Origin of the sequence: Pseudomonas sp. 9AZ, from assembly GCF_902506525.1 — a bacterium.
GTDB lineage: Bacteria > Pseudomonadota > Gammaproteobacteria > Pseudomonadales > Pseudomonadaceae > Aquipseudomonas > Aquipseudomonas peli.
Map to the genome: position 1 here is coordinate 3799714 of NZ_LR733840.1, position 12016 is coordinate 3811729.

Annotated in this window: 10 protein-coding genes; 8 read left to right on the forward strand and 2 right to left on the reverse strand. The window is 62.6% G+C overall.

The features are described from left to right. Positions 1-141: 141 nt before the first annotated feature. Both ALTER154_RS17670 and ALTER154_RS17675 read right to left on the reverse strand, forming a co-directional pair. On the reverse strand, positions 142-1638 hold the full coding sequence (locus ALTER154_RS17670; protein WP_160089015.1) for a CoA-acylating methylmalonate-semialdehyde dehydrogenase: 1497 nt from the start codon (positions 1636-1638) through the stop codon (positions 142-144). A gap of 73 nt (positions 1639-1711) precedes the next feature. After that, positions 1712-3058: an aspartate aminotransferase family protein gene (locus ALTER154_RS17675; protein ID WP_160089017.1), complete on the reverse strand. Its 1347-nt coding sequence runs from the start codon at positions 3056-3058 to the stop codon at positions 1712-1714. A gap of 145 nt (positions 3059-3203) precedes the next feature. On the opposite strand from ALTER154_RS17675, the gene ALTER154_RS17680 reads away from it, so the two are divergent. From ALTER154_RS17680 to ALTER154_RS17715, 8 genes are all read left to right on the forward strand, one after another. Then, positions 3204-4121 carry a LysR family transcriptional regulator gene (locus ALTER154_RS17680; RefSeq protein WP_160089019.1) on the forward strand — a complete coding sequence of 306 codons (918 nt, stop codon included), beginning with the start codon at positions 3204-3206 and terminating at the stop codon, positions 4119-4121. A gap of 352 nt (positions 4122-4473) precedes the next feature. After that, positions 4474-5145 carry a TetR/AcrR family transcriptional regulator gene (locus tag ALTER154_RS17685; protein WP_160089020.1) on the forward strand — a complete coding sequence of 224 codons (672 nt, stop codon included), beginning with the start codon at positions 4474-4476 and terminating at the stop codon, positions 5143-5145. Further along, positions 5145-5729, forward strand: coding sequence for a YigZ family protein (locus ALTER154_RS17690; protein WP_160089021.1), 585 nt, complete (start codon positions 5145-5147; stop codon positions 5727-5729). The genes ALTER154_RS17685 and ALTER154_RS17690 overlap by 1 nt, the downstream gene beginning before the upstream one ends. Before the next feature lie 180 nt (positions 5730-5909). Beyond that, positions 5910-7490, forward strand: a complete 1581-nt coding sequence (locus tag ALTER154_RS17695; protein WP_178126372.1) for an ABC transporter ATP-binding protein — start codon at positions 5910-5912, stop codon at positions 7488-7490. 11 nt (positions 7491-7501) lie between these two features. Continuing rightward, positions 7502-8599 (forward strand): ABC transporter permease, encoded by a 1098-nt coding sequence (locus tag ALTER154_RS17700; RefSeq protein WP_160089023.1) that lies wholly within the window; start codon positions 7502-7504, stop codon positions 8597-8599. 23 nt (positions 8600-8622) lie between these two features. Further along, a complete protein-coding gene (locus tag ALTER154_RS17705; protein ID WP_160089024.1) occupies positions 8623-9549 on the forward strand; it encodes an ABC transporter permease in 927 nt (308 codons plus the stop codon). 193 nt (positions 9550-9742) lie between these two features. Then, positions 9743-10825 (forward strand): BMP family ABC transporter substrate-binding protein, encoded by a 1083-nt coding sequence (locus tag ALTER154_RS17710; protein WP_160089025.1) that lies wholly within the window; start codon positions 9743-9745, stop codon positions 10823-10825. A 131-nt stretch (positions 10826-10956) separates the two neighbouring features. Next, positions 10957-11925: a 2-oxoglutarate and iron-dependent oxygenase domain-containing protein gene (locus tag ALTER154_RS17715; protein ID WP_160089026.1), complete on the forward strand. Its 969-nt coding sequence runs from the start codon at positions 10957-10959 to the stop codon at positions 11923-11925. Positions 11926-12016 lie beyond the last annotated feature (91 nt).

Here is a 12016-nt window from a genome sequence, read left to right on the forward strand (position 1 = left end):
GTCACTGCACCAACGCCGCGCCCGCGCGGCTGGTTTGTTGCGTAAAGCGGTTGTTGCTTGATGGGTATCGCTGCGCTCAACCCATCTACCGGAAACTCAAAAAAGGGGGCTGATCCTGCGATCAGCCCCCTGGGGTGTTACTTAGCCATTACTCGGGAACGCAAACTGCGCCGCTTCGTGAGAAGCGCGCTGCGGCCAGCGCTGGGTGATGGCTTTTTTGCGGGTGTAGAAGCGCACACCGTCCGGGCCGTAGGCATGCAGGTCGCCGAACAGCGAGCGCTTCCAGCCGCCGAAGCTGTGGTAGCTAACCGGTACGGGCAGCGGCACGTTGACGCCGACCATGCCGACTTCAATCTCGTCGCAGAACAACCGCGCGGCTTCACCGTCGCGGGTGAAGATACAGGTGCCATTGCCGTATTCGTGGTCGTTGATCAGCTGCATGGCCGCCTCCAGGCTGCCGACGCGGACGATGCACAGCACTGGGCCGAAGATTTCGTCGGTGTAGATGGCCATCTCCGGGGTCACCTTGTCGAACAGGGTGCCGCCGACGAAGAAGCCGTTTTCATTGCCTGCCACCACCAGGTCACGACCGTCAACCACCAGGCTTGCGCCCTGGGCCACACCAGCATCGATGTAGCCTTTTACCTTGTCACGCGCCGCGCCGGTAACCAGCGGACCCATGTCCAGGCCGCAGGAGGTGCCGGCACCGATTTTCAGCGCCTTGATTTGCGGCACGATCTTCTCGACCAGGGCATCGGCGATCTGGTCGCCTACGCACACGGCCACGGAGATGGCCATGCAACGCTCGCCGCAAGAACCGTAGGCGGCGCCCATCAGTGCGCTGACGGCGTTGTCCAGATCGGCATCGGGCATCAACACGGCGTGGTTCTTCGCGCCGCCCAGGGCCTGAACGCGCTTACCGCGCTTGGTGCCTTCGCTGTAAATGTATTCGGCAATCGGCGTGGAGCCAACAAAGCTCAGGGCTTTGACTTCCGGCGCTTCGATCAGCGCATCCACCGCTTCCTTGTCGCCGTGCACCACGTTGAGCACGCCTTTTGGCAGACCGGCCTCGATCAGCAGTTGGGCGATATACAGGGTGGAGCTTGGGTCACGCTCGGACGGCTTGAGGATGAAGCAGTTGCCGCAGACGATGGCCAGCGGGTACATCCACAACGGCACCATGGCCGGGAAGTTGAACGGGGTGATGCCGGCCACGACGCCGATTGGCTGCATGTCGCTCCAGGCGTCGATATTCGGGCCGACGTTGCGGCTGTACTCGCCCTTGAGAATTTCCGGGGCGGCGCAGGCGAATTCGACGTTTTCGATACCGCGCTTGAGTTCACCGGCGGCGTCTTCGAGGGTTTTGCCGTGCTCTTCGCTGATCAGCTTGGAGATGGTCGCTTCGTGCTGCTCCAGCAGTTGCTTGAAGCGGAACATCACCTGGGCACGCTTGGCTGGCGGGGTGTTGCGCCAGGCCGGGAAGGCGCTCTTGGCCGAGTCGATGGCCAGTTGCATGGTGGCGCGGTCGGCCAGGGCGACTTTCTTGGTCGCCGCGCCGGTGGACGGGTTGAACACGTCAGCGCTACGGCCGGTGCCGGCAGTCAGTTCGCCGTGGATCAGGTGATTAACGAGGGTCATGGCAATTCCTTAATAACGGATCTTGTTTTTGCAGGAGCCTGGCTGCTGGCTCCTGCAGGGAATGAGGGGTCGCTTAGTCGAGGCTATTCAGCACATCACCGACGGCGTTGAACACGGAGTCCAGCTGCTCGGGCTTGGTGTTGAAGGTTGGCCCGAACTGCAGGGTGTCGCCGCCGAAGCGCACGTAGAAACCGGCGTTCCACAGTTTGATACCGGCCTCGAACGGACGGATCACCGGGTCGCCGTCACGCGGGGCGATCTGGATCGCGCCGGCCAGGCCGCAGTTGCGGATGTCGACGACATTCTTGCTGCCTTTGAGGCTGTGCAGCTTCTCTTCAAAGATCGGCGCCAGGGCGGCGGACTGCTCGATCAGGTTGTCGCGCTTGAGCAGCTCCAGGGTCGCCAGGCCAGCGGCGCAGGCCACCGGGTGGCCCGAGTAGGTGTAGCCGTGGCCGAACTCGACCATGTGCTCGGGGATCGCCTGGTTCATAAAGGTGTTGTAGATCTCGCTGGAGGCGATCACTGCGCCCAGCGGAATCGCGCCGTTGGTGACCTGCTTGGCGGTGTTCATGATGTCCGGCACCACGCCGAAGAACTCGGCACCGGTCCACTTGCCCATACGGCCGTAGGCGGTGATCACTTCGTCGAAGATCAGCAGGATGTTGTACTGCGTGCAGATCTCACGCAGGCGCTGCAGGTAGCCGACTGGCGGCACGATCACCCCGGCGGAGCCGGACATTGGCTCGACAATCACCGCGGCAATGTTCGAGGCGTCGTGCAGTTCGATCAGTTTCAACAGCTCGTTGGCCAGCTCAACACCGCCAGTAGCCGCCATGCCCTTGGTGAAGGCCAGGTGCGACTGCAAGGTGTGCGGCAGGTGGTCGGCGTCCATCATCTGGCCGAACATCTTGCGATTACCGCCGATGCCGCCCAGCGAGGTGCCGGCGATGTTCACGCCGTGGTAGCCACGGGCACGGCCAATAAATTTGGTTTTGCTCGGTTGGCCTTTCAGGCGCCAATAAGCCTTGGCCATCTTCACCGAGGTGTCGGCGCACTCGGAGCCGGAGTCGGTGTAGAACACGTGGTCGAGGCCGGCGGGTGTCAGCTCGGTGATTTTCTCGGCCAGCTGATAGGACAGCGGGTGGCCGTACTGGAAGCCCGGTGCGTAATCCAGGGTGCCCAGCTGCTTGGCCACGGCCTCCTGAATTTCTTTGCGGTTGTGCCCAGCGCCACAGGTCCACAGGCCTGACAGGCTGTCGAATACGCGACGGCCCTTGTCATCGATGAAGTGATTGCCATCGGCGCCGACGATCAAACGCGGGTCGCGCTTGAAGTTGCGGTTGGCGGAAAACGGCATCCAGTGCGCATCCAGCTTGAGCTGGCTGGCCAGGGACGGGACTTCGATCTGCGGCATGTTCATGGTGGCCTCGGTGTGGGCGATTGAAGCGGTAAAGTCGAATCTGTTGCCAGTAAAGGTGCCACGGGCTTAGAGTCAGGAAAACACGACTCTTCTTATCTTTAGTTAAGCGCTCGCTAAACAAAGACCTCACCATGAGCACCTCACCATGAGCACTCGCCGCCCCGACCCATTGGCCCAAGTCAGCGACTTTGATATCCGCTTGCTGAAGCTGTTTCGCAGCGTGGTGGAGTGCGGCGGCTTTTCCGCCGCTGAAAGCGCCCTGGGCATCGGCCGCTCGGCGATCAGCCAGCAGATGAGCGATTTGGAGCAGCGCCTCGGCCTGCGCCTGTGCCAACGCGGCCGCGCTGGTTTTGCTCTGACCGAAGAAGGCCGCGAGGTGTACCAGAGCACCCTGCAACTGCTGACGGCATTGGAGAGCTTTCGCACCGAGGTCAACGGCCTGCACCAGCACTTGCGCGGCGAGCTGAACATCGGCCTGACCGACAACCTGGTGACAGTGCCGCACATGCGCATCACCCATGCGCTGGCACGCCTGAAAGAACGCGGCCCGGACGTGCACATCCACATCCGCATGACCCCGCCGAGCGAAGTGGAGCAAGGCGTGCTCGACGGCCGCCTGCACATCGGCGTGGTGCCGCAGGTCACGGCGCTGTCCGGGCTTGAATACCAGGCGCTGTACGACGAGCGTTCGCTGCTCTACTGCGCGGTCGGCCACCCGCTGTTCTACGTCGATGACCAGCAGCTGGACGATGAACGCCTGAACGCGCAGGAGGCCATCGCCCCGACCTTCCGCGTGCCGCCCGAGGTGCAGAGCCACTATCAAGCGCTCAACTGCACCGCCAGCGCCTCCGACCGTGAAGGCATGGCCTTTCTGATTCTCACCGGGCGCTATATCGGTTATCTGCCCGACCATTACGCCCAGGCCTGGGTGCAACAGGGCCGCCTGCGCGTACTCAAGTCGGCCAGCCGTTTCTATGACATCAGCCTGGCCTCAGTGACACGCAAAGGCCGCCGCCCGCACCTGGTGCTGGAGAGCTTTCTGGAGGCCCTGGCCGAAGGTTAACAGGCCGCTGCAAAACTACCTGCGTTGGCAATACGGCGTTAAAAACAGGCTCGGAATGCTCATTTACAGCTCGTAAACTCCGCTTCCTCGCCTGTTTTGACCAGCCGGAGGCTGTTACTGGCGTAGCGCCTTGTCTTGCCTGCCTCGCCTACGTTTCTCAACGGCCTGTTGATACGCCGCGCTTTGGATCACGGCGCAACCCGCTGTTAGGCGCCGCTTTTCGCACAAAGACGGTGCACAAGGCCCGGCAAATGGCGCTTAACCAGCTTTTTCTGCCCCTCGCGCTTGTCACCTCGGCGGCTCTGGGTTATCAGTGCAGTCGTCCGAAAACCTGACCACTGCGGAACCGCCCATGACTGTTGAAGTACTTGCGCACCGAGCCGATCCGAACAACAAACCTGCCGGCCGGATTCGGCAGAAAAACGAAGAGGCGATCATCAAGGCCGCCGAGGAAGAGTTCGCCCGCCACGGCTTCAAAGGCACCAGCATGAACACCATCGCGCAGAACGTTGGTCTGCCCAAGGCCAACCTGCATTACTACTTCAGCAACAAGCTGGGGCTGTATCAGGCGGTGCTGGTGAACATCCTTGAACTGTGGGACAACACCTTCAACAACCTGAGCGTGGACGATGATCCCGCCATCGCGCTGGCCGGTTATATCCGCGCCAAGATGGAATTTTCCCGCCGCCACCCGAAAGCCTCGCGTATCTACGCCATGGAAGTGATCAGCGGTGGCGAGCACCTCTCGCAGATGCTCAATCAGGATTACCAGACCTGGTTCCGTGGCCGCGCGGCGGTGTTTGAAGCCTGGAGCGCCGCCGGCAAGATGGACCCGGTCGACCCGGTGCACCTGATCTTCCTGCTGTGGGGCAGCACCCAGCATTACGCCGACTTTGCCTCGCAGATCTGCCGCGTCACCGGTCGCTCGCGCCTGGTGAAAGCCGACTACGAAGAAGCCGCCGACCAGCTGATCGCCATCATCCTCAAGGGCTGCGGCCTGACCCCGCCATCCAAAGACGCCTGATGCCCTTCACACTGCTCGGCCCTTGCGAGTACCGCGAGGAGATTCGCAAAAGCCGCTTTATTGCCCTCACCGCGCCGGTCACCAGTGCGGCCGAGGCGCAGGCGTTTATCACGGCGCACAGCGACGCCAGCGCCAGCCATAACTGCTGGGCCTGGAAAGTTGGCCAGCAGTACCGTTTCAGCGACGACGGCGAACCCGGTGGCACAGCAGGTCGGCCGATCCTTGCAGCCATCGAGAGCCAGGAGATGGATCAGGTGGCGGTACTGGTAATCCGCTTCTACGGCGGCATCCAGCTCGGCACCGGCGGCCTCGCTCGCGCCTACGGCGGCAGCGCCAATAAATGCCTGCAAAGCGCACCGCGCATCGAGTTGGTGGCCCGCGAGCAGTATCGCTGCCATTGCCTGTTTGCCGAACTGCCGCTGCTCAAGGCGCGCCTGACGGAACTCGACTGCCTGCTGGAGCGCGAAGACTATAACGCCACGGGGGCTGAACTGCACTTAGCCCTCCCCGCGCCACGGGTCGCCGAGTTGCAGCGACTGCTGGCGGATATCAGTCGCGGGCGGAGTGAGCTGCGGCCGCTCTAAATCCTGGCGCAACGCTCTGCACTGCGCCAAAACGCACCAGCATCTCGTCGCCTTGCACCAAGCTAGGGCCACTTAATGGCGTGGTATTACGGCAGGGCTTGCATCGACGCCGCCAGCAGGCTTTTCTGACTCACTGGCCAGTTTTTTGCTTTAGCCAGGGCAGTTGTCATTCCCGAGCCTCTGTCCATGTCCAGTTCCCCTTCTGTTCCACGCTTGCAGCTGAGCGGTATCAGCAAGCGCTACCCCGGCTGCCTGGCCAATGACCGTATCGATCTGAGCATCGCGCCTGGGGAAATCCATGCGCTACTCGGCGAGAACGGTGCCGGCAAAAGCACCCTGATGAAGATCATCTACGGCGTCACCCAACCCGACAGCGGCGAGATTCGCTGGCAGGGTGAGGCCTTGAAAATGCGTGACCCGGCCATGGCGCGCAGCCTTGGCGTAGGCATGGTGTTTCAGCACTTCTCGCTGTTCGAGACTTTGAGCGTGGCGGAGAACATCGCCCTGGCTATGGGCGCGGCGGCCGATACACCGAAACAACTGGAGCCGAAGATTCGCGAAGTCTCGCAGCGTTATGGCATGGCCCTGGAACCGGGCCGGCTGGTGCACAGCCTGTCCATCGGCGAGCGGCAGCGGGTGGAGATCGTCCGTTGCCTGATGCAGGACATCAAACTCTTGATCCTCGACGAGCCGACCTCGGTGCTAACCCCGCAAGAGGCCGACGAACTGTTCGTTACGCTGCGCCGTCTGGCGGCCGAGGGCTGCAGCATTCTGTTCATCAGCCACAAGCTCGGCGAAGTGCGTGCCCTGTGCCAGAGCGCCACGGTGCTGCGCGGCGGCAAGGTATCGGGGCATTGCATACCGGCCGAATGCAGCGATCTGCAGCTGGCGCGGCTGATGGTCGGCGACGCCGAGGGACTGGAAAGCAGTTACCCGAAAGCTGACGGCGGTCTGCCGCGTTTGCGCGTGGATGACCTCAGCTGGCACAACGCCGACCCGTTCGGCTGCACCCTCAGCCAGATCCGCCTGGAGGTGCGCAGCGGCGAGATCGTCGGCATCGCCGGAGTCGCCGGCAATGGTCAGGACGAGCTGCTGGCCCTGCTCAGTGGCGAAACCCGTCTGCCGCGCAGCGAGCGTGAACGCATCAGCCTGGACACTCAACCCATCGCCGACCTGTACCCGGATGCGCGGCGCAAGCTGGGCCTGGCCTTTGTTCCGGCCGAACGCCTGGGCCACGGTGCAGTGCCAGATATGAGCCTGGCCGACAACGCCCTGCTCACCGCCTTCCAGCAAGGCCTGCTGAGCAAGGGTCTGATTCAGCGCAGCAAGGTGCGCGCCCTGGCCGACGAAATCATCACGCGTTTTGCGGTAAAGACGCCGGATGCCGATGCGCCCGCGCGCAGCCTGTCCGGCGGCAACCTGCAAAAATTTATCTTGGGTCGCGAGATTTTGCAGAACCCCAAACTGCTGGTCGCCGCGCACCCGACCTGGGGCGTGGATGTGGGCGCGGCGGCGGCGATTCATCGCGCGCTGATTGCCCTGCGCGATGCCGGCACGGCGATTCTGGTGATCTCCGAAGACCTCGACGAGCTGTTCCAGATCAGCGACCGCGTCGGCGCGCTGTGCAGCGGCAAGCTCTCGCCCCTGGCCGCCACCGCAGAAACCGAAGCCGTAGAAGTCGGCCGCTGGATGGCTGGTGAATTCGCCCCGCTTCCCCCTATCACAAGCACGCCGGCAGCCGCTGCTGCCAGCCTGAGCTGACGGAGTTTTCCATGCTGTTATCCCTCGAACCGCGTGGCCAGCAATCGCGCGCCATGCTCTGGCTATCGCCGCTACTCGCCGCAGTGCTGACTCTGTGCAGCGGCGCGCTGTTATTCGCCCTGCTCGGCCACGACCCGCTGGACACCCTGCACACTCTGCTGATTGCGCCGCTGGCAGACTGGTATGGCGTATCCGAACTGCTGGTCAAGGCGCTGCCGATTCTGCTCTGTGCACTTGGCCTGGCCGTGGCCTATCAGGCGCGCATCTGGAATATCGGCGCAGAAGGTCAACTGCTGCTCGGCGCGCTGGCCGGCAGCGCCATGGCTATCCAGATCATCGACTGGGACAGCCGCTGGGCGCTGGTTTGGGTGGTGCTCGCCGGCGTGGCAGCGGGTGCAGCCTGGGGCGGCCTCACCGCCTGGTTGCGCACGCAGTTCAATGCCAACGAAATCCTCACCAGCATCATGCTCAACTACATCGCGCTGAACCTGCTGCTGTTCTTCGTACACGGCCCGTTGAAAGACCCGGCAGGTTTCAACTTCCCTGAGTCGGCAATGTTCGGTGATGCCAGCCGCCTGCCGCTGGTGAGTGAAGACGGTCGCCTGCATGCCGGCCTGTACTTCGCCCTGCTGGCCCTGGTGGCGGTGTGGGTGTTGCTGCACAAGAGCTTTCTCGGATTTCAGATCAAGGTGCTCGGCCTCGACCGCCGCGCCGCCGGCTTTGTTGGTTTTCGCGAAAAGCGCCTGGTGTGGTTTGCCCTGCTGGTCAGCGGCGGCCTGGCCGGGCTGGCGGGTGTCGGTGAAGTGGCCGGACCGATTGGCCAACTGGTGCCGCAGGTATCACCGGGCTATGGCTACGCGGCGATCACCGTGGCCTTTCTCGGCCGCCTGAATCCGCTCGGCATTCTGTTCGCCAGCCTGTTGATGGCCCTGCTCTACCTGGGCGGCGAGAACGCGCAGATGACCATGAACCTGCCCCAGGCGATCACCCAACTGTTCCAGGGAATGATGCTGTTCTTCCTGCTCGCCTGCGACGTGCTGATCCTCTATCGGCCACGACTGAAGTGGAAATGGGCGCAGCGCACAACCAACGCCGAAGCAATGGCCTAACGACGTATCTGTAGGAACTCCCGATGGACCTCGACCTGTTAAGCAATATTTTCTACGCCATGGTGCGCACCGGTACGCCGCTGCTGCTGGTGGCGTTGGGTGAACTGATCTGCGAGAAGAGCGGCGTGCTCAACCTCGGCCAGGAAGGCATGATGCTGTTCGGCGCGGTGATCGGTTTTATCGTCGCCCTGAGCACGGGCAACCTGTGGCTCGGCGTGCTGCTGGCGATGAGCGCCGGCATGCTGCTGTCGATGCTGTTCGCCGCCGTGGCCCTGGGCTTTAACGCCAACCAGGTGGCCACCGGGCTGGCGTTGACCATCTTCGGCGTTGGCCTTTCCACCTTTGTCGGCGCGGCCTGGGTCGGCAAACCGCTGGCTGGGTTTGAGCCCATCGCCATTCCGCTGCTTAGCGAGATTCCACTGATCGGGCGCATGCTGTTTGCCCAGGACATTCTGGTCTATCTGTCCTTCGCCCTATTCGCCCTGGTGGCCTGGGTGCTGCTGAAAAGCCGTATCGGCCTGATTATCCAGGCGGTCGGTGAAAACCCCGACGCGGCCAGCGCGATGGGCCTGCCGGTGCTGCGCGTACGCACCCTGGCAGTGCTGTTTGGTGGCGCCATGGCCGGCTTGGCGGGCGGTTACCTGTCGCTGGCCTATACGCCGATGTGGGCGGAAAACATGACCGCTGGGCGCGGCTGGATCGCCCTGGCGCTGGTGGTATTTGCAAGCTGGCGGGTATTCCGCGTATTGCTCGGCGCCTACCTGTTCGGCCTGGCCAGCATCATCCATCTGGTGGCCCAGGGTATCGGCCTATCGATCCCTTCCAACCTGCTGGTGATGCTGCCCTATGTGGCGACCATCCTGGTGCTGGTCCTGCTGTCGCGCGACGCGATCAAGACACGCCTGTTTGCCCCGGTATCACTGGGCAAGCCCTGGCAGCCAGGGCACTGACCCCCACGCACCAGTAGGCAGCACAAGCCGCACCTGACGCACCAGCACAGCACCTCCACAGAACCCCGCTTCGGCGGGGTTCTGCGTTTTTACGCGGCGCGCAGCGCTAATTGTCCAGTTGGTCAGCTTTTTGCAATCCAACTGGCAGCTGTTTAACAACAACGTACCCACACACATCGGAGTTCCGCCAACCATGTTCGAGAAGAGCAAAAAACCGCTGCTGCGCACCCTCGTTGCCGCCCTTGGCTTTAGCGCCACATTGGGCGCATCTGCCGCCGATCCGTTGAAGGTCGGCTTTGTCTACATTGGCCCGATTGGCGACCACGGCTGGACTTACCAGCATGAGCAGGGCCGTCAGGCGGTGATCAAAGAGCTCGGCGACAAGGTTGAAACCAGCTACGTGGAAAACGTCCCTGAAGGTGCGGACGCCGAGCGGGTGATTCGCAACATGGCCAAGGGTGGTTATGACCTGATCTTCACCACCTCCTTCGGCTACATGAACCCGACGCTGAAAGTCGCCAAGCAGTTCCCCAAGCTGACCTTCGAGCACGCCACCGGCTACAAGCAGGACAAAAACCTCGGCACCTACCTGTCGCGTTCCTATGAGGGCCGTTATGTCGGCGGCTTCCTCGCGGCGAAGATGACCAAGACCAAGAAAGTCGGCTACGTCGCCTCCTTCCCGATTCCGGAAGTCATCCGCGATATCAACGCCATCCAGCTGGCTTTGGACAAGTACAACCCCGGCACTGAGATCAAGGTGGTGTGGGTCAACTCCTGGTTCGATCCGGGCAAGGAATCCGATGCGGCCAACGCGCTGATCGACCAGGGTGTCGACGTGGTGTTCCAGCACACTGACAGCCCTGCGCCGATCCAGACCGCCGAACGTCGCGGCGTCTATTCCGTGGGCTACGCCTCGGACATGGCGCACTTCGGGCCGAAAGCCGTACTGACCTCAATCGTCAACGACTGGGGCCCGCACTACGTCAAATCCACTCAGGCGGTGATCGACGGCAAGTGGGCACCACAGGATTTCTGGGGCGGCCTGGCTGAAGACACCATTCGCCTGCCGATCAGCGACCTGGTGCCGGCGGATGTGAAAACCGAAGCCGAGCAGATCATCGCCGACATCAAGAGCGGCGCCTTCCACCCGTTCACCGGCCCGATCAAGGATCAGAGCGGCGTAGAAAAAATCCCGGCCGGCGTCGCCGCGACCAACGCCGAACTGGCCTCGATGAACTACTACGTGGAAAACGTAAAGGCTGAACTGCCGAAGTAAGTCATAACCCAGATGCCGTCCCTGCCTCACTGGCAGAACCGCATCAAAAGGACGATGCCTTAACGGGCATCGTCCTTTTTCGCTGCCCTGGGTACGAGAAGACTCGCAGCATGCCCCCACCCGGAGCCTCTATGAGCACCCTACCGATTATCGACATAGCCCCGCTCTACAGCGACGATCAGAACGCCTGGCCCGCCGTGGCTGAGCAAATTGACCGCGCCTGCCGCGAGTGGGGCTTTTTCTACATCACCGGCCACCCGATCAGCCCGGCGCGGATCGCCGAATTGCTGAGCGCCGCCAAAACTTTCTTCGCCCTGCCGGCTGCAGAAAAGCTCAAGATCGACATCACCCAGACAGCCCATCACCGTGGCTACGGCGCGATTGCCACCGAGCAGCTCGACCCGAGCAAACCGAGCGATCTCAAGGAAACCTTCGATATGGGTTTCAACATGGACCTCAACCACCCCGAGGTGCTGGCCGGCAAGCCGCTACGCGGGGCCAATCGCCATCCCGATCTGCCGGGTTGGGAAACCCTGATGGAGCAGCACTACGCCGATATGCAGGCGCTGGCGCAAACCCTGCTGCGCGCCATGACCCTTGCCCTGGATATCGACCATGATTTTTTCGACACGCGTTTCCATGAGCCGATCAGCGTGCTGCGCATGATCCACTACCCGCCGCGCCACACCGCCAGCAGTGCCGAACAGCAAGGCGCGGGTGAACACACCGATTACGGTTGCATCACTCTGCTCTATCAGGACGACGCCGGCGGCCTGCAGGTGCGCCACCGCGATGGCCTGTGGATCGACGCGCCGCCGATGGCCGGCAGCTTTGTGGTGAACATCGGCGACATGCTCGCGCGCTGGAGCAACGACCGTTACACCTCCACCCCGCATCGGGTGATCAGCCCGCTGGGAGTGGATCGCTACTCCATGCCGTTCTTCGCCGAGCCGCACCCGGATACCGAAATCAGCTGCCTACCGAACTGCTCGGACGCCAGCAACCCACCCAAGTATCCGTCAGTAACCAGCGCCGAATACCTACTCTCGCGCTTTGCTGACACCTACGCTTACAGGCGTGAAGAACAGACGGGCGCATAACACCGCCCGCACCCCGGAGGAACGGCCTTGGCCGCGAGAGCGTTGCGCGGTCAAGGCGATTTAGCGCCCGGCTGATTCGGCGAAATCCTGT

Bases quoted from the DNA above. Each gene is read 5' to 3' on its own strand.
- ALTER154_RS17715 (WP_160089026.1), top strand. From the start codon at position 10,957: ATGAGCACCCTACCGATTATCGACATAGCCCCGCTCTACAGCGACGAT.
- ALTER154_RS17690 (WP_160089021.1), top strand. From the start codon at position 5,145: ATGCCCTTCACACTGCTCGGCCCTTGCGAGTACCGCGAGGAGATTCGC.
- ALTER154_RS17675 (WP_160089017.1), bottom strand. From the start codon at position 3,058: ATGAACATGCCGCAGATCGAAGTCCCGTCCCTGGCCAGCCAGCTCAAG.
- ALTER154_RS17700 (WP_160089023.1), top strand. From the start codon at position 7,502: ATGCTGTTATCCCTCGAACCGCGTGGCCAGCAATCGCGCGCCATGCTC.
- ALTER154_RS17685 (WP_160089020.1), top strand. From the start codon at position 4,474: ATGACTGTTGAAGTACTTGCGCACCGAGCCGATCCGAACAACAAACCT.
- ALTER154_RS17710 (WP_160089025.1), top strand. From the start codon at position 9,743: ATGTTCGAGAAGAGCAAAAAACCGCTGCTGCGCACCCTCGTTGCCGCC.
- ALTER154_RS17680 (WP_160089019.1), top strand. From the start codon at position 3,204: ATGAGCACTCGCCGCCCCGACCCATTGGCCCAAGTCAGCGACTTTGAT.
- ALTER154_RS17670 (WP_160089015.1), bottom strand. From the start codon at position 1,638: ATGACCCTCGTTAATCACCTGATCCACGGCGAACTGACTGCCGGCACC.
- ALTER154_RS17705 (WP_160089024.1), top strand. From the start codon at position 8,623: ATGGACCTCGACCTGTTAAGCAATATTTTCTACGCCATGGTGCGCACC.